The sequence below is a fragment of the Streptomyces sp. NPDC096079 genome (assembly GCF_040303145.1).
Lineage (GTDB): Bacteria > Actinomycetota > Actinomycetes > Streptomycetales > Streptomycetaceae > Streptomyces.
In genome coordinates this window covers 44,760-60,433 of sequence record NZ_JBEOST010000034.1, presented here as the reverse complement: position 1 = coordinate 60,433, position 15,674 = coordinate 44,760, and the positions used below count along the sequence as shown (strand labels likewise).

Here is a 15,674-nt window from a genome sequence, read left to right as displayed (position 1 = left end):
AGCTCGCGATCTGGGGAACCGGCCCGCAGCAGCCCCGCCGGAACATCACCCGGACGGCCCACACGCCGGATTTGATCAGCACCCCGTAACGTGCTCGTCGCGTCAGGCGACGATCAGGTAGATGCCGTACGCCACGGCCGCGAGGCACAGGCCGAAGGCGGCGTAGGCGCCGGTGCGGGCCAGGGTGGCGGAGCCGCCCTGGGCGGCGGCCTGCTCCTGCTTGGAGAGGCCGATGACACCGAGGGTGAAGAGGCCCACGAGGGCGACGGTCGTCACGAGGCTGACTCCGAACACGGAGCCGAGGGCTGCCCAGTCGATCTTCATGCTTGGTTCCAGTTCCTTAGACCGCGGCGGCGGGGGCCGGCGGAGCGGCCGGGTCCGTGGGGACCGGCGCGGGGATGGTGGTCTTCAGGTCCTCGTCCGCGACGGCGGCGACGGAACCGGCCGGCGGCGGGGTGACGGCCGCGATCGCGGTGGTCACGACGCCCGCGGGCTCGGCGTCGCCGTCGAGGTCGTCGGCCGTGACGTTGTGCTGGTCGACCGGCTTGCGGCGGGACAGCGACCAGATCACGGCCGAGCCGGCGACGAGGAGGACCGCGACGGCCACGATGCCCCAGGGGCCCTGCTTGGTGAGGAACTCGGCGCCGGCGCCGACGAGGCCGGCGGCCGGCAGCGTCAGGCCCCAGGCGACGAACATCCGGGTCGCGGTCGACCAGCGGACGACACCGCCCTTGCGGCCGAGACCGGCACCCATCACGGCACCCGAGCAGGACTGGGTGGTGGAGAGGGAGAAGCCGAGGTGCGAGGAGGCGAGGATGACCGTGGCGGCGCTGGTCTGGGCGGCGAAGCCCTGCTGCGGCCGGAGGTCGGTGAGGCCCTTGCCCATGGTGCGGATGATGCGCCAGCCGCCGAGGTAGGTGCCGAGCGCGATCGCCACACCGGCGGAGACGATGACCCACAGGGGCGGGTTCGAGCCGGGGGCGACGACGCCCTGCGTGACCAGGGCGAGGGTGATGATGCCCATCGTCTTCTGGGCGTCGTTGGTGCCGTGGGCGAGGGAGACGAGGCCGGCGGAGGCGATCTGGCCGACGCGGTAGCCCTTGGCGGTGTGCTTCTCGTCGGTCTTCGCGCCGATCTTGTACGTCAGACGCGTGGCCAGCATCGCGGCGAGACCGGCGACGATGGGCGCGGCGACGGCCGGGATGAGGACCTTGGTGACGATGGTCGGGGCGTTCACGGCGGACCAGCCGGCCGACATGACCGCGGCGCCGATGAGGCCGCCGAAGAGGGCGTGGGACGAGCTGGACGGCAGCCCGAGGAGCCAGGTCAGCAGGTTCCACAGGATGGCGCCCACGAGCGCCGCGAAGATCACTTCTGTACGAATGCCCTCTTCGTTGATGATCCCGCCGGAGATCGTCTTGGCGACCTCCACGGACAGGAACGCGCCGACGAGGTTCAGCACGGCGGACATGGCCACCGCCGTCTTGGGCTTGAGAGCACCGGTCGAGATGGTCGTGGCCATCGCGTTGGCGGTGTCGTGGAAACCGTTCGTGAAATCGAACACGAGAGCTGTCACGACCACAATGGCGAGCAGCAGCGTGATGTGTTCCATTTACCCAGGCAATCGTTTGACGTCAGTGGCTCGACGAACGTAGGCAACCTGGGTGAACGGAAGGTGAACTGGGGCAGGCGGCGTGGTGTCTCCAACTGGTGCCAGATGATTCCGCTTGTGGTCCCGGAGTGGCGGGTGTCCACGATGCGGTCACCGGACGACCACGGGTAATCCGGGCCCTCTCCGGGCACATACGACCTGCCCCGGTTCCTCCCCGCCCACCCCGTTCCGCTCCCTGGACAGAACCATCCGACCGGGGGACCCCCGCGAGGAGACCCATGTCACTCGACCGGGCGCCCCTCCGGTTCGGCCGGCCCGGGCGACGGCGTCCCGGCGGAACGGGCCCGTCCGGATCCATCCGGGTCCGTCGGGTGGCAGCCCCACCCCGCCCTGCCGACACTGGGAGCGTGCGCCCGGCTACAGCGACGGCAGCGGCCGTCACCACCCTGATCGGTGTCGGCGCGGCCGTGATCGCGGCCGGCCGGTACGCCAGCGACGTCGCCCTCAAGGTGCCGTCCGGACGACCACTGCCCGGAGACCCCCGGCTCACCGTGCACGCCACGGGACCCGAACGGGTCACCCTCACCCGCAGCCTCGCCTCGCTGCGCCCCGGCACGTACGGGATGGAGGGCCCCGACCTGCACGCCGTCCTCGGCCCCGTCCTCGAACGGGTCCCGCACACCGCCGACACCGTCGTCCGCCGCCTGGAACGGGTCGAGCTCGGCGCCCTCGGCCCCGGCGCCCGCGTCCGGCTCACCCCCCAGCTGCACCGGGGCACCCCGATGAGCGCCCTCGGGCTCGCCCAGGAGGACGTCGAGATCCCCGGCGAACTCGGCCCCCTGCCCGCCTGGCTCGTGGCCGGCCCCCGCACCACCTGGGTCATCGCCCTGCACGGGCTCGGCACCACCCGGGAGCACCCGCTCAACCTGGTCCCCTTCTTCAACCGCCGCAAGATCCCCGTCCTCGTCCCCGCCTACCGGGGCGACGAGGGCGCGCCCGCCTCCCCGGACGGCCTCGCCCACCTCGGCGGGTCCGAGTGGCGGGACGTCGACGCCGCCCTCCGCTACGCCGTCCGCCGGGGCGCCCGGAAGGTCGTCCTGTACGGCTGGGGGACCGGCGCCTCGATGGCCCTGCGGGCCGCCGCCGAGTCCGGCGTCCGGGACCGGATCGGCGGCCTGGTCCTCGACTCCCCGGTCCTCGACTGGGAGGCGACCCTCCGCAACCTCGCGGCGGCCCGCCACGTCCCGGGGCCCCTGCTCCCGCTCGCCGTGCGCGCCGCCCAGGGCAGGACGGGCCCGCACCCCGACCTCCTCCGGACCGTGTCGGAGCCGGACGCCCTGCGCGTGCCCGTCCTCCTCTTCCACGGCCCCGACGACACGATCGCCCCCTTCGAACCCTCCGTGGAACTCGCCGCGCGCCGCCCCGATCTCGTCAGCCTGCAGACCGTGCGGCACGCCCCCCACGCCGCGATGTGGAACGCCGACCCGGTCCGCTACGAGGAGGCCTTGCGCCGCTTCCTCACCCCCCTGCTCTGAGGCCGCCACCGAGCCCACCTCCGAGCCGGCCGCGGACCCCGCCTCCGAGCCGGTCGCGGACCCCGCCTCCGAGCCGGTCGCCGACCCTGTCACCGAGGCCGTCGCGGCGCCCGATCCGACGGGGCGTCCGATTCCGATTGGGCTTTCGGGCCGTCAGCGGGAAGACTGCCCCCGTGACGTCTCGAAAGCCCGATGAACCATTGGCGCGCAACTCCAGACTCCGACTCGTCCGCCCGCGGGCGCTGGCCACCGCCCGACGGGCGGTGACGACCCGGCGCACCCGGCCGGCGCCGCGGCCGCCCGAGGGCACTCCGCCCCGTGCGGAGCTCGCCCGTCAGGCCCGGCACGTCCTCGCCGACGCCGTACGGATCGCCCGCTGGGCCGCCGTCGACCACGGCCCGGACACCGCACCCCGCAGCGGCCCCGGAGCCGCCCCCGCCCAGGAACGGGCCGCGGCCGCACTCGACCTGACGCCCGGCCAGATCCGGGCCGGCTGGGACCGCGCCCGGCTCGCCGGGCTCGTCGAGCTGCACGGCGACACCGCCCGCCCCGGCTGGCGGCTGCACGCCTGGGACCGCGACGACTCCGCCGTCCTGCGCGGCTGGGTCGCCCTCTTCGACGCCTGGTCCCTGGTCCACCCGGCCCCCGAGGGCGTCGCGCCGAGCGCCGTCGCCGAGGTGGTCGAGGCCGTCCCGCAGGTGCTCTCGCTGCTCCAGCTCTCCCAGGGCCCGGTCCTCGTCCCCGCCCTCCTCGACCTCCTCGGCCAGCGCGTCGAGGAGCTCCGCGAGGAGCGCTGCGAGGTCCCCGAGGACGTCCCGGCGGCCGAGGCGGCGGACGCCCCCGCCCCCGCCGTCGACGGGCTGCCCGCCCTGCTCGACTGGGCCCTGGAGGGCCTGGCCGCCGTCGGCGCGCTCACCCTCGACCCCGGCACCGACGAGCGCCACGCCACCCTGACCCCGCTGGGCAACTGGGCGGTCTGGGTCAAGCTGGAGCAGATCTGCGTCGCCGCGCAGAGCCCCGCGGGCAACATCGAGCAGTCCGCCGAGGACATGCTCCGCGGCTGCGCCCGGCTCACCCCCGGCCCGGCCCGCGACGAGTACCGCGCCTGGCTCGCGGCCCGCACTCTCTCCAGCGCCGTCGGCGAGCTCCTCGCCGTGGCCCGCGGCGAGGACGCGCTCCTGCGCGGGCTCGCCTTCGAGGCGCTCCGCGTGGTCGGGGCGCCGGCGGAGACCGAGGTGCGGGCCACCGTCGCCGAGCCCTCGCTGCGCCCGTACGCGCTGCTCTGGCTCGCCGAGTACGAGGGGGCCGACCCCGACGACGCCCAGGAGGTGCTGACCCGGGAGGAGTCGACCTGGCTCTGGGTCGACACCGCCGCGGCCGTGGCCGACCACGGCGAGAGCGAGCTGCTGGTCCGGCACCTCGACTCCGCCGTGCAGGGCACCGTCCCGGCGCTGCTCGACGAGGTCCGGGCCGTCGGCCACCCCCGTACCGTGCAGGTCCTGGTCGCCCTGGCCGCGGCCCACCCGGACCCGGCCCTGGCGAAGGCGGTCCGCCGGGCCGCCTTCCAGGTCCACACCGGGGGATCCTGACCGGGCCCGGGTCCGGAAGGGGCTGACCGTGACAGGGCCGGGGCATGAGCGGGCCCGGGTCCGGAAGGGCCTGACCGTGACCCGGACCGGGGGAGCCTGACCGTGACCCGGACCGGGGGAGCCTGACCGTGACCCCGGCCGGAAGAGCCCTCCCCGGGTTCACCCCCCCGGGGGGAGCCGCCCCCCGGGCCTACCCGGCTGCGCCGGGGGCGTACGTGCCGAAGCTCCACACGTTGCCCTCGACGTCCCGGGCCGTGTAGTCGCGGGAGCCGTACTCCTGGTCCGTCGGCGGCATCACGATCTCGATGCCGTGCGCCACCGCGCGGGCGTGGTGCTCGTCCACGTCGTCCACGCGGACGTACACCGCGGTCGGCCCGCCGTCGGCCATCAGCTTGTCGAAGGCGGTGCCGCTGCCCTTGCTGCCGAGCATCACCATCCCGTTCCCACAGGTGAGCTCGGCGTGCATGACGCGGCCGTCCTCGCCCTCGTACACGGCGTGCTCGGCGAAGCCGAAGCCCTCCGTGAGCTGTTTGATCGCGGCCTTCGCGTCCGCGTACCGCAGCGCCGGACAGATGTCGGGGGTCCCAGCCATCCCGATCACTTCCTCTCGATGTGACCTGGATCTCAGTCTGGCAGCCGCCGCCGACAACTCAGCGGAAGGTGTTGCACCGGGCCATGTCGCCCGTCCGGTACCCCTCGTAGAACCACTGCTGCCGCTGTGCCGCCGAGCCGTGCGTCCAGGTCTCGGGGGTCACCCGGCCCTGGAACCGCTCCTGGATCCGGTCGTCTCCCACGGCGGCCGCCGCGTCCAGGCCCTCCCGGATGTCCTCGTCGGTGAGCCGGGTGAGCAGCAGCCGGCCCGTCCTGTCGTCGGGGGTGGTCGTGGCGTGCCGCGCCCAGACCCCGGCGTAGCAGTCGGCCTGGAGCTCGACCCGCACGGCGTTGGAGTTCGCGCCGGTCCGTCCGTCCTGGGCGCGGCTCAGGGTCCCCATCAGGTTCTGGATGTGGTGCCCGTACTCGTGCGCCACGACGTACGCCTGGGCGAAGGGGCCGCCGCTCGACCCGAACCTGGTCCGGAGCTCGTCGTAGAAGCCCAGGTCCAGATAGACCTGCCGGTCGCCGGGGCAGTAGAAGGGCCCCACCGCGGAGGTGGCGGTGCCGCAGGCGGTGCCGACCCGCTGGGTGAACATCACGGTGGTGGCGGGCACGTAGGTGCCGCCCCGGCGCCGGTACTCGCTCCGCCAGTAGTCCTGGACGCTGTTGACGACGGCGACGATCCGGCAGTCCTGGCGCGTGTTGGCGTCCGCGCCCTTCTTGCAGCTCCGGTCGACCTGGGCGGCGCCCGAGGAGCTCGCGGCCGGCTCGTCGCCACCCGAGGAGAGCCCGAGCTGGTCGGGGCCCACCCCGAAGAGCACGCCGAGGACGAGGGCGATGAGGCCGATGATGCCGCCGCCGACGGTCGCCCTGCCGCCCGGGATGCGGCTGTTCCGGACGTCCCGTACCTCCGAGGTGTCCAGGTCGGCGTCGTCGTCGAACTGCACGGTCCACCACCCTCCGCGTCGCTGTCGCGGCAGTGGCCGCCACCCTGCGCCGAGTATCGAACGATCTCCCCTGGGTCGCCCCTTTTGGGAAGCATCGGCGGGAATGTGAGAAAGGACCGATTCCGCGTTCCGTCCCCCGCGCGGCCGAAAACCAGTTGCAGGCGCCCGTTAGACTGGCCGCATGGCCATTCTCCTTTGGGTGCATTAGCGGCGTCGAAGCCCGCCACCAGTCGTCCTTCCGCCGTTTCCCACCGCCCTGGAGTCTGTCCGTGATCACCGCTTCCGGCATCGAGCTGCGCGCCGGCGCCCGAGTCCTCATCGAATCCGCTTCCTTCCGCGTCGCCAAGGGCGACCGCATCGGCCTCGTCGGCCGCAACGGAGCGGGCAAGACCACCCTCACCAAGTGCCTCGCGGGCGAGGGCCAGCCGGCCGCCGGCTCCATCGCCCGCTCCGGCGAGGTCGGCTACCTCCCGCAGGACCCGCGCACCGGCGACCTCGACGTCCTGGCCCGTGACCGCATCCTGTCCGCCCGCGGTCTCGACGTCCTCATCAAGAAGATGCGGATGAACGAGGAGCGCATCGCCACCGGCGCCGGCGCCACCCGTGACAAGGCGCTGCGGCAGTACGAGCGCCAGGAGACCGAGTTCCTGACCAAGGGCGGGTACGCGGCCGAGGCGGAGGCCTCCACCATCGCCGCCGCCCTGGGCCTGCCCGACCGGGTCATGGGCCAGCCGCTGCACACCCTCTCCGGTGGTCAGCGCCGCCGCGTCGAGCTCGCCCGGATCCTCTTCTCGGACGCCGACACCCTGCTCCTCGACGAGCCCACGAACCACCTCGACGCGGACTCGATCATCTGGCTGCGCGACTACCTGAAGACCTACCGCGGCGGCTTCATCGTCATCTCCCACGACGTCGACCTGGTCGAGACCGTGGTGAACAAGGTCTTCTACCTGGACGCCAACCGCTCCACGATCGACGTCTACAACATGGGCTGGAAGCTCTACCAGCAGCAGCGCGAGGCCGACGAGAAGCGCCGCAAGCGCGAGCGCCAGAACGCCGAGAAGAAGGCCGCCGCGCTCAACTCGCAGGCCGACAAGATGCGCGCCAAGGCGACCAAGACCGTCGCCGCGCAGAACATGGCCAAGCGTGCCGAGCGGCTGCTCTCCGGCCTGGAGGCGGTGCGCGTCTCCGACAAGGTCGCCAAGCTCCGCTTCCCCGAGCCGGCGCCCTGCGGCAGGACCCCGCTGACGGCCGAGGGGCTCTCCAAGTCCTACGGCTCGCTGGAGATCTTCACCGATGTGAGCCTCGCGATCGACAAGGGCTCGCGCGTCGTCATCCTCGGCCTCAATGGCGCCGGCAAGACGACCCTGCTGCGGCTCCTCGGCGGGGTCGAGCAGCCCGACACCGGCGAGGTCACCCCGGGCCACGGCCTGAAGCTCGGCTACTACGCCCAGGAGCACGAGACGCTCGACCCGGAGCGGACCGTCCTGGAGAACATGCGCTCGGCCGCGCCCGACCTCGACCTCGTCGACGTGCGCAAGACGCTCGGTTCCTTCCTGTTCTCCGGTGACGACGTCGACAAGCCGGCGGGTGTGCTCTCCGGTGGTGAGAAGACCCGGCTCGCGCTCGCGACCCTCGTCGTCTCCTCCGCCAACGTGCTGCTCCTCGACGAGCCCACCAACAACCTGGACCCGGCCAGCCGCGAGGAGATCCTCGGCGCGCTGCGCACGTACAAGGGCGCCGTCGTCCTCGTCACCCACGACGAGGGTGCCGTGGAGGCGCTCGACCCGGAGCGGATCATCCTGCTTCCGGACGGCGTCGAGGACCTGTGGGGCGCGGACTACGCGGACCTGGTGGCCCTCGCCTGACCTTCCGGCCGGTTCTCCGGGGCCCGCGGTGCCCCGCGGAGCCCTGGGTGATCATCCCGGGCTGGATCATTCGGCTCATGGGTGATCCTTCATCTGAGTGAGGGTCTCTCGTACATCCCGGCGCGGTGCTCTGCCGAATCCTTCCGGCAGACCCGTGCCGTACGTGTGTTCCCACAGACGCGCTGACCTGGCACTTCCCGGATCGAACGGTCCTGAGGTGGCTTCTGTCTCGTGCGGAATACCTGCTTCCGTTCGTGATGACGGCGTACTCGTCCACAAACCCGGCGGCACGGACCTTGTCGAATGGGTGGCCAGGACGCACGGGAGGGGTGATCATGAGAAGTCCAGAGCGCACTTCCCATGAGGAGGCACGGGTGGCCGAGACTCTGAAGAAGGGCAGCCGGGTGACCGGCGCCGCGCGCGACAAGCTCGCGGCAGACCTGAAGAAGAAGTACGACTCCGGTGCGAGCATCCGGGCGCTGGCCGAGGAAACCGGCCGCTCCTACGGATTCGTCCACCGGATGCTGAGCGAGTCCGGAGTCACGCTGCGTGGACGCGGCGGAGCGACACGGGGCAAGAAGGCGGCCTCGGCCTGACATCGGGGCGGCTCGACCGGCCCGCCGGGACCTCCCGGTGGGCACCCGGTCGGTCCTGCGGTCGACCGGGTGGTTACTGTGCAGTCACTTAGCATGTCGCATGCCGTGCTGCACCGGAACCGGAGGCGCCCCCATGACTACGCTCGACGACTCTGAGCTCGTATTCGACAAGGACGGTGTACGGCTCACCGTCGAGGACGCCGTTGCCACGGTGACCCTGACCAACCCGGCGAAGCGCAACGCCCAGTCTCCCGCTCTGTGGCGGGCGTTGACGGAAGCCGGCCGGTCGTTGCCCGGCAGCGTGCGGGTCGTCGTTCTGCGCGGCGAGGGCAAGTCCTTCTCCGCCGGACTCGACCGGCAGGCGTTCACGCCCGAGGGCTTCGACGGCGAGCCGTCCTTCCTCGATCTCGCGCGCGGTTCCGACGCGGACCTCGACGCGGTCATCGCCGAGTACCAGGAGGCGTTCACCTGGTGGCGCCGCAGCGACCTCGTGTCGATCGCGGCCGTCCAGGGCCATGCCATCGGTGCGGGCTTCCAGCTCGCCCTCGCCTGCGACCTGCGGGTCGTCGCCGAGGACGTGCAGTTCGCCATGCGCGAGACCAGCCTGGGCCTCGTCCCGGACCTCACCGGGACGCACCCGCTCGTCTCGCTCGTCGGCTACGCCCGCGCGCTGGAGATCTGCGCCACCGGCCGCTTCGTGCACGCGGAGGAGGCCGAGCGCATCGGTCTCGCCAACCTGTCCGTGCCCGCCGAGGAGCTCGACGCGGCGGTACGGGACCTCAGCGCCGCCCTGCTCGCGGCGCCCCGCGACGCCGTCACCGAGACCAAGGCGCTGCTCCAGGGCGTCTCCGGCCGCTCCTACGAGGAGCAGCGCACCGCCGAGCGCGCCGCCCAGGCCCGCCGCCTGCGCGACCTGGCGGGCCTCGGCGACTGACGCCCCGGCCGCGCGCTTCCCGGGTCGCCCTCCGGTCCGGCGGGCGTCCCGGGCTTCCGTCCGGTCCGGCGCGCGTCCGGGGCCTCCCTCCGGTCCGGCGCCGTCCCGGGCCTCCCTCCGGTCCGGCGGGCGTCCCGGGCCTCCGTCCGGTCCGGCGCGCCCCCGCCTCGGCAGGTGCACGCGCGCCCACGGTCCGACGGGCGCGCCCGGCGCGTGCGTTCAGCGCAGTTCCGACACCAGCACCGTGACCGCGGTCGCCCCCTCGGCGGCCGCGGTCGCGGCGCTCCGGGCGGCGCGGGCCACGTCCAGCGGGCGGTGACCGGCCGTCACGGCGAGCTCCACCCGCACCTCGTCCCGGCCCCGGCGCACCGGCGGCCCCCAGACGTCGGTCACCCCCGCCACGCCCTCGACCCGCAGGACCGCCAGGGCCACCGGATCGTCCGTCGCCGGAGCGGGGCGCACCGGCGGGGGAGCGGCGGGTCCCGCCTCCGGCGGCTCCGCGTCGAGCAGCTCCGTCACCCGCAGGTCCACGGCCGCCACGCGCAGCCCGAGGCCCTCGCGCGCCGCCCCGAGCAGGACCGCCCGCAGCTCCTCGGCCAGCTCCGGCAGGGGCCGGCCCGCCACCGCCCCGAAGTCCGCGGTGATCCTCAGCGGCCCAGGACCGAGACCGCCCGCCGGCACCGGAAAGGGCGGCTCCCGCCCGTCCCGGTCCTCGCCGGCCAGCGGATCGGGCCCGATCCGCAGCTCGCCGGGCACCACGCCCCGCACCGCCGCGGCGGCCGGGTCGAGGACGCCCCGCGCCGCGCGCTCGGTGATCCACGCGCCGTCCCCCGCCGCCCCGAGCGGCAGCAGCCTGCCCGGCGCGAGGCGGTCCCGTACCGCCGCCGTCCAACTCTCAGCCGTCGTCATTCCCCCAGCCTGCCGCATCCCCGGGGCGGATCGGGGCAAGCGCCCTTAATGTGGGCGAAGAACCCCGAAACAGGGCAGAAGGGGCTGAACGATGACGGAAAGCATGCACTCCGGAGAAGCGCCGGACGAACCGCGCCGCACCTCGGTGACCAAGCGAGGCGGTGGCGCTCCGGCCGTGCGGGGCCGGACCACGATCGCCGACGGCGTCGTGGAGAAGATCGCCGGACTCGCCGCGCGCGACGTCGTCGGCGTCCACGCCATGGGCAGCGGCATCTCCCGCACCTTCGGAGCCGTCCGCGACCGGGTCCCCGGCGGAGGCGGCGGCAAGTCCAGCGTCACCCGGGGGGTGAAGGCCGAGGTCGGCGAGGTGCAGACCGCGCTCGACCTGGAGATCGTCGTCGACTACGGCGTCTCCATCGCCGATGTCGCCGGCGACGTCAGGGAGAACGTCATCTCCGCCGTGGAGCGGATGACGGGCCTGGAGGTCGTCGAGGTCAACATCGCGGTCAGCGACGTGAAGCTGCCCGAGGAAGAGGACGAGGAACCGGAGTCCCGGCTCCAGTAGGCGCCGGAACGCCGGAGACAGCGGCCAGGAAAGGGGCTCGGAATGAGCATGGCGGTGGTCGGCCTGGTGGCCGGCATGGCTCTCGGCTTCGCCGGATACTTCGGTGGCTTCGGGGCGTTCGTACTGGTCGCGGCGCTCGGAGCGATCGGCTTCGTGGCCGGACGCTTCCTCGACGGCGATCTCGAACCCGGAGATCTGTTCCGGGGGCGCGAGCGCGGCGACCGGCGGCGGTGACCGGGGGTGGCGACGGACCTGGCAGACGGCCCGGTACGGGACGGGACGCGTGACCGGGGGGCGACCACCATCGCCGACCGGGTCGTCGCGAAGATCGCCGCCCAGGCGGCCAGAGAGGCCCTGGACGCCGTCCCCGAGGGGGGCTCGAAGCCGCACGCCTCGGTCTCCGTCCACCGGGAGATCGCGCACGTCGCGGTGAGCCTCGACCTGGACTACCCCACCGACGTCGGCCGCCGGTGCGGCGCCGTCCGGAGCCGGGTACGCACGCGCGTGGAGGAGCTCGTCGGCCTGGAGGTCCACGAGGTGACCGTCCACGTCGAGCGCCTCCACTCGGCGCACACCCGCCACACCACGCCGAGGGGCCGCCTCGCATGACCACCACCGAGCCGAGGCCCCCGTCCGAGCCGAGGCCCCCGTCCGGCGCCGGCCACCCCGCGGAGACCCTCCCGGCGGATGCCCCGGCGCGCCGCGTCCGCCGCTTCTGGGCGGTCCGCCGGATCCCCGCCGCCCTGGTCGCCGCCGTCGTCCTCGGCGGCGCCGGACTGCTGCTCTACGACGTCGCGGCCGTACGGGCCGACCGTCCCGCGATGGACTGGCGGCGCCGGCTCGCGCACGCCCTCGCGACCCGCCCGCTGGACGACGTCGTGATCGTCGCCGGCGCGGCCGCCGCCGTCGTGCTCGGCGTCTGGCTGCTCGTCCTGGCCGCCACCCCCGGGCTGCGCGCCGTCCTGCCGATGCGCCGCGACCACACCGACGTACGGGCGGGCCTCGACCGCGAGGCCGCCGCCCTCACCCTGCGGGACCGCGTCATGGAGGTCTCCGGGGTGCAGTCCGTCCGGGTGCGCGTCCGCCGCTCCAAGGTCACCGTGCGGGCGGTCTCCCACTTCCGGGCCCTCGACGAGGTCCGGGCCGACGTGGCGTCGGTGCTCGCCCAGGGCGTCGACGAGCTCGGCCTCGCCCACCCGCCCGCGTCGACGGTACGGGTGGCCCGGCCGCCCCGGAAGGACTGAGACCGTGAACCAGCGGAGAGGGAACGCCGCATGACCGTCGTCCTCCGGCGCGTCAACCGCGTCCTGCTCGGGCTCGCCGGGCTGCTCCTCGTGCTCGGCGGCGGCGCCGTCCTCGCGGCCGCCGTCGACCTGCCCGTACCGTCCTGGTGGCCCTGGTCGGGCCCCTCCGACGTCCTGCTCTCCACGGCCCGGCGGCAGCGCTGGCGGGACGAGAGCTGGTGGTGGCCGGTGGTCATCGCCGTCCTCGGCGTCATCGTGCTGCTCGCCCTGTGGTGGCTCCTCGCCCAGTTCCGGCGCGCCCGGCTCGCCGAGGTCCTCGTCGACACCGGCGACGGCGAGGCCGCGGTGCTGCGGGGCCGGGCCCTGGAGGGCGTCCTGGAGGCGGACGCCACCGCGCAGGACGGCGTGTCCCGGGCCAAGGTCTCCCTCACCGGCCGCCGGGGCGCCCCCAGGACCCGCGTCGTGCTGTCCCTGGAGCCGTACGCCTCCCCGGGCGACGCCCTGACCGCGCTGAGCACCGAGGCCCTCGCCCACGCCCGTACGTCGGCGGGGCTGACCGCCCTGCCCACCGAGGCCCGCCTGCGCGCGGTGAAGCACCGCGCCCGCCGGGTCGCCTGACCGCCGCGACCCGGAGCGCGCCCCGCCGTCCGGCCGGGCGTCGGAACCCGGAGCGCGCCCCGCCGTCCGGCCGGGCGTCGGAACCCAGCGAGACCCGCCGTCCGGCCGGGCGTCAGAACCCGGAGCGCGCCCCGCCGTCCACCGGCAGCATCAGGCCCGTCAGGTACGAGGCTGCCGGCGAGAGCAGGAACGCCGCCGTGCGCCCGAACTCCTCCGGGGTGCCGTAGCGGCGCAGCGGGATCGTGAGCTCGTTCGCCGCGCGGGTCGCGTCCGCGTCGCCGGAGAGCGCGTCCAGGGAGCGGACCCGGTCCGTGTCGATGCGGCTCGGCAGCAGACCGATCACCCGGATCCCGCGCGGGCCCAGGTCGTCGGAGAGCGACTTGGCGAAGCCGGCGAGCCCCGGGCGCAGCCCGTTGGAGATGGTCAGGCCCGGAATCGGCTCGTGCACGGAGCCGGACAGCACGAAGCCGATGACCCCGCCCTCGCCGAGGGTCTCGGAGGCCGCGCGGGCCAGCCGTACCGCCCCCAGGAAGACCGTGTCGAAGGCGGCGGCCCACTCCTCGTCGGTGTTGTCCGCGGCGAAGCCGGGCGCCGGGCCGCCGACGCTGATGAGGATGCCGTCGAAGCCGCCGAACCGGGCCCGCGCCTCGGCGATCAGCCGGGTCGGGGTCCCCGGGTCGGTGTTGTCGGCCGCGATCCCCGCCGCGCCCTCGCCCAGCTCCGCCACCGCTTCGGCGACGGTCTTCTCCTCGCGCCCGGTGATCAGCACCTTCGCGCCCTCGGCGAGCAGCGCCTCGGCCGAGGCCCGGCCGAGCCCCCGCGTCGCACCGGTCACCACGTACACACGGTCCTTCAGTCCCAGATCCATGGGGCTATCCTGCCGTCTCCCCGCCGCCGAGCGCGATGGCGGTCCCCACGAGTCCGATGTGGCTGAACGCCTGCGGGAAGTTGCCCAGCTGACGTCGTGCCACCGGGTCGTACTCCTCCGCCAGGAGCCCCACGTCGTTGGTGAGGGCGACGAGCCGCTCGAAGAGCTCGCGGGCCTCCTCGGCGCGCCCGGTCAGCCGCAGCGCGTCCGCCAGCCAGAACGAGCAGACCAGGAAGGTCCCCTCCTCGCCCGGCAGCCCGTCCACGGCCGTCGAGTCGGCGCTGTACCGGCGCAGGTACCCGCCGTGCGTCAGCTCGTCCCGCACGGCGTCCACGGTCCCCACCACCCGGGGGTCGTCCGGCGGCAGGAAGCCGACCTGCGGGATGAGGAGGGTGGCGGCGTCCAGCTCGGACGAGCCGTACGCCTGGGTGAAGGTGTTCCGCACCGGGTCGTACGCCCGCGCGCACACCTGGGCGTGGATCTCGTCCCGCATCGCCCGCCAGCGCGCCGCGTCCCCGGGCAGCGAGGGGTCGGACTCCAGGGTGCGGACGGCGCGGTCGGCGGCGACCCAGGCCATCACCTTGGAGTGGGTGAAGTGGCGGCGGGGCCCGCGCACCTCCCAGAGGCCCTCGTCGGGCTCCCGCCAGGTGGACTCCAGGAAGCCGAGCAGGCTCAGCTGGAGGTTCCAGGCGTGCCGCTCCGCCGGGATCCCGGCCACGCGCGCGCGATGCAGGGAGTCCATGACCTCGCCGTACACGTCGAGCTGGAACTGGTCCACCGCCGCGTTCCCGGTGCGGACCGGCGCCGAGCCGGCGTAGCCGCGCAGCCAGGGCAGGCTCGTCTCCGGCAGCCGGCGCTCCCCGGCGGGGCCGTACATGATCTGCAGGTCGGCGGGGTCGCCGGCGACCGCACGCAGCAGCCAGTCCCGCCAGGCGGCGGCCTCCTCGTCGTATCCGGCCGCGAGCAGCGCCCCGAGGGTGAGCGAGGAGTCGCGCAGCCAGCAGGCGCGGTAGTCCCAGTTCCGTACGCCGCCGACCTCCTCCGGCAGGGAGGTGGTGGGGGCGGCCATGATCCCGCCGGTGGGGGCGTACGTGAGCGCCTTGAGGGTGATCAGGGAGCGCAGCACCGTCTCCCGGTAGGGGCCCCGGTACGTACAGCGGGCCGTCCACGCGCGCCAGTCCTCGAGGCACTGCTCCAGGGCCTCGAAGGGGTCGACGAGGTCGGGGCGCGGCTCGTGGGAGGCGTGCCAGGTCAGGACGAAGGCGACCTTCTCGCCGGGGCCGACGGTGAAGGCGGACTGGGTGGAGAACTGCTGCCCCCAGGTCTTCACCTCCGGCTCGCTGCGCAGCCAGACCGAGTCCGGCCCGGCGATCGCGACCCGGTGGCCGTCGGCCCTGCGCACCCAGGGCACGATGGAGCCGTAGTCGAAGCGGAGCCGCAGCACGGAGGTCATCTCGACGCTGCCGCTGATCCCCTCCACGATCCGCATCAGGTCGGGGCTCGTGTCCCGCTGGGGCATGAAGTCGGTGACCTTGACGGTGCCGGTCCTGGTCTCCCAGTAGGTCTCCAGGGCCAGGGAGTCCTCGGCGTAGCGGCGGGAGGCGCAGCTCGTGGCGCCCTTGGGCGCGAGCGTCCAGTGGCCGTTGTCCTCGTCGCCGAGGATGGCGGCGAAGCAGGCGGCGGAGTCGAAGCGGGGCAGACACAGCCAGTCGACCGATCCGTCGCGGCCGATGAGCGCGGCGGTCTGGAGATCGCCGATGAGGGCGTAGTCGTCGATACGTTGCGTCACGCTTTG

At 74.0% G+C, this 15,674-nt stretch carries 17 protein-coding genes; 10 read left to right on the top strand and 7 right to left on the bottom strand.

The genetic code is table 11. The annotated features are described in order from the left end of the window. Positions 1-102: 102 nt before the first annotated feature. Complete coding sequence (locus tag ABTY59_RS35900; RefSeq protein WP_352023347.1) at positions 103-324, bottom strand: hypothetical protein; 222 nt, start codon at positions 322-324, stop codon at positions 103-105. Positions 325-340: 16 nt separating this feature from the next. Then, positions 341-1,612: an inorganic phosphate transporter gene (locus ABTY59_RS35895; RefSeq protein ID WP_352023346.1), complete on the bottom strand. Its 1,272-nt coding sequence runs from the start codon at positions 1,610-1,612 to the stop codon at positions 341-343. Between the two features lie 407 nt (positions 1,613-2,019). Here ABTY59_RS35895 and ABTY59_RS35890 point away from each other — a divergent pair, with 407 nt between their 5' ends. After that, positions 2,020-3,147: an alpha/beta hydrolase gene (locus ABTY59_RS35890; RefSeq protein WP_352023345.1), complete on the top strand. Its 1,128-nt coding sequence runs from the start codon at positions 2,020-2,022 to the stop codon at positions 3,145-3,147. A gap of 173 nt (positions 3,148-3,320) precedes the next feature. Then, positions 3,321-4,736, top strand: a complete 1,416-nt coding sequence (locus ABTY59_RS35885) for a hypothetical protein (protein ID WP_403543128.1) — start codon at positions 3,321-3,323, stop codon at positions 4,734-4,736. A gap of 190 nt (positions 4,737-4,926) precedes the next feature. On the opposite strand, the gene ABTY59_RS35880 is transcribed toward ABTY59_RS35885, so the two are convergent. Both ABTY59_RS35880 and ypfJ read right to left on the bottom strand, forming a co-directional pair. Beyond that, positions 4,927-5,328, bottom strand: coding sequence for a VOC family protein (locus ABTY59_RS35880; RefSeq protein WP_352023344.1), 402 nt, complete (start codon positions 5,326-5,328; stop codon positions 4,927-4,929). Positions 5,329-5,386: 58 nt separating this feature from the next. Continuing rightward, positions 5,387-6,277: a KPN_02809 family neutral zinc metallopeptidase gene (gene ypfJ / locus ABTY59_RS35875; protein WP_352023343.1), complete on the bottom strand. Its 891-nt coding sequence runs from the start codon at positions 6,275-6,277 to the stop codon at positions 5,387-5,389. Positions 6,278-6,546: 269 nt separating this feature from the next. On the opposite strand from ypfJ, the gene ABTY59_RS35870 reads away from it, so the two are divergent. The 3 genes from ABTY59_RS35870 to ABTY59_RS35860 all read left to right on the top strand — a co-directional run bounded on the left by ABTY59_RS35870 (position 6,547) and on the right by ABTY59_RS35860 (position 9,675). Next, on the top strand, positions 6,547-8,145 hold the full coding sequence (locus ABTY59_RS35870) for an ABC-F family ATP-binding cassette domain-containing protein (protein ID WP_352023342.1): 1,599 nt from the start codon (positions 6,547-6,549) through the stop codon (positions 8,143-8,145). 374 nt (positions 8,146-8,519) lie between these two features. Beyond that, positions 8,520-8,741 (top strand): helix-turn-helix domain-containing protein, encoded by a 222-nt coding sequence (locus ABTY59_RS35865; RefSeq protein ID WP_006123601.1) that lies wholly within the window; start codon positions 8,520-8,522, stop codon positions 8,739-8,741. 133 nt (positions 8,742-8,874) lie between these two features. Next, entirely contained in the window at positions 8,875-9,675 is an 801-nt protein-coding gene (locus ABTY59_RS35860; RefSeq protein WP_352023341.1) for an enoyl-CoA hydratase/isomerase family protein, read from the top strand. Between the two features lie 219 nt (positions 9,676-9,894). Here the strand turns inward: ABTY59_RS35860 and ABTY59_RS35855 are convergent, their stop codons facing one another. After that, positions 9,895-10,584: a hypothetical protein gene (locus tag ABTY59_RS35855; protein WP_352023340.1), complete on the bottom strand. Its 690-nt coding sequence runs from the start codon at positions 10,582-10,584 to the stop codon at positions 9,895-9,897. 91 nt (positions 10,585-10,675) lie between these two features. Here ABTY59_RS35855 and ABTY59_RS35850 point away from each other — a divergent pair, with 91 nt between their 5' ends. From ABTY59_RS35850 to amaP, 5 genes are read left to right on the top strand one after another with little or no spacing between them, the layout of a single operon-like run. Continuing rightward, a complete protein-coding gene (locus ABTY59_RS35850; RefSeq protein ID WP_352023339.1) occupies positions 10,676-11,149 on the top strand; it encodes an Asp23/Gls24 family envelope stress response protein in 474 nt (157 codons plus the stop codon). Between the two features lie 42 nt (positions 11,150-11,191). Continuing rightward, on the top strand, positions 11,192-11,383 hold the full coding sequence (locus tag ABTY59_RS35845) for a hypothetical protein (RefSeq protein WP_189505666.1): 192 nt from the start codon (positions 11,192-11,194) through the stop codon (positions 11,381-11,383). Between the two features lie 6 nt (positions 11,384-11,389). Next, on the top strand, positions 11,390-11,758 hold the full coding sequence (locus ABTY59_RS35840) for an Asp23/Gls24 family envelope stress response protein (RefSeq protein WP_352023338.1): 369 nt from the start codon (positions 11,390-11,392) through the stop codon (positions 11,756-11,758). Beyond that, entirely contained in the window at positions 11,755-12,393 is a 639-nt protein-coding gene (locus ABTY59_RS35835) for a DUF6286 domain-containing protein (protein ID WP_352023337.1), read from the top strand. The genes ABTY59_RS35840 and ABTY59_RS35835 overlap by 4 nt, the downstream gene beginning before the upstream one ends. A gap of 30 nt (positions 12,394-12,423) precedes the next feature. Next, positions 12,424-13,011, top strand: a complete 588-nt coding sequence (amaP, locus tag ABTY59_RS35830; protein ID WP_352023336.1) for an alkaline shock response membrane anchor protein AmaP — start codon at positions 12,424-12,426, stop codon at positions 13,009-13,011. A 112-nt stretch (positions 13,012-13,123) separates the two neighbouring features. On the opposite strand, the gene ABTY59_RS35825 is transcribed toward amaP, so the two are convergent. Next, positions 13,124-13,879, bottom strand: a complete 756-nt coding sequence (locus tag ABTY59_RS35825) for an SDR family oxidoreductase (RefSeq protein WP_352023335.1) — start codon at positions 13,877-13,879, stop codon at positions 13,124-13,126. A 4-nt stretch (positions 13,880-13,883) separates the two neighbouring features. After that, positions 13,884-15,668 carry a glycoside hydrolase family 15 protein gene (locus ABTY59_RS35820; RefSeq protein ID WP_352023334.1) on the bottom strand — a complete coding sequence of 595 codons (1,785 nt, stop codon included), beginning with the start codon at positions 15,666-15,668 and terminating at the stop codon, positions 13,884-13,886. Positions 15,669-15,674 lie beyond the last annotated feature (6 nt).

What these genes read in the sequence shown, in the direction of transcription:
- ABTY59_RS35900 (WP_352023347.1), bottom strand. Translation starts at nt 324, where the DNA reads ATGAAGATCGACTGGGCAGCCCTCGGCTCCGTGTTCGGAGTCAGCCTC.
- ABTY59_RS35895 (WP_352023346.1), bottom strand. Translation starts at nt 1,612, where the DNA reads ATGGAACACATCACGCTGCTGCTCGCCATTGTGGTCGTGACAGCTCTC.
- ABTY59_RS35880 (WP_352023344.1), bottom strand. Translation starts at nt 5,328, where the DNA reads ATGGCTGGGACCCCCGACATCTGTCCGGCGCTGCGGTACGCGGACGCG.
- ABTY59_RS35860 (WP_352023341.1), top strand. Translation starts at nt 8,875, where the DNA reads ATGACTACGCTCGACGACTCTGAGCTCGTATTCGACAAGGACGGTGTA.
- ABTY59_RS35855 (WP_352023340.1), bottom strand. Translation starts at nt 10,584, where the DNA reads ATGACGACGGCTGAGAGTTGGACGGCGGCGGTACGGGACCGCCTCGCG.
- ABTY59_RS35850 (WP_352023339.1), top strand. Translation starts at nt 10,676, where the DNA reads ATGACGGAAAGCATGCACTCCGGAGAAGCGCCGGACGAACCGCGCCGC.
- ABTY59_RS35845 (WP_189505666.1), top strand. Translation starts at nt 11,192, where the DNA reads ATGAGCATGGCGGTGGTCGGCCTGGTGGCCGGCATGGCTCTCGGCTTC.
- ABTY59_RS35835 (WP_352023337.1), top strand. Translation starts at nt 11,755, where the DNA reads ATGACCACCACCGAGCCGAGGCCCCCGTCCGAGCCGAGGCCCCCGTCC.
- amaP (WP_352023336.1), top strand. Translation starts at nt 12,424, where the DNA reads ATGACCGTCGTCCTCCGGCGCGTCAACCGCGTCCTGCTCGGGCTCGCC.
- ABTY59_RS35825 (WP_352023335.1), bottom strand. Translation starts at nt 13,879, where the DNA reads ATGGATCTGGGACTGAAGGACCGTGTGTACGTGGTGACCGGTGCGACG.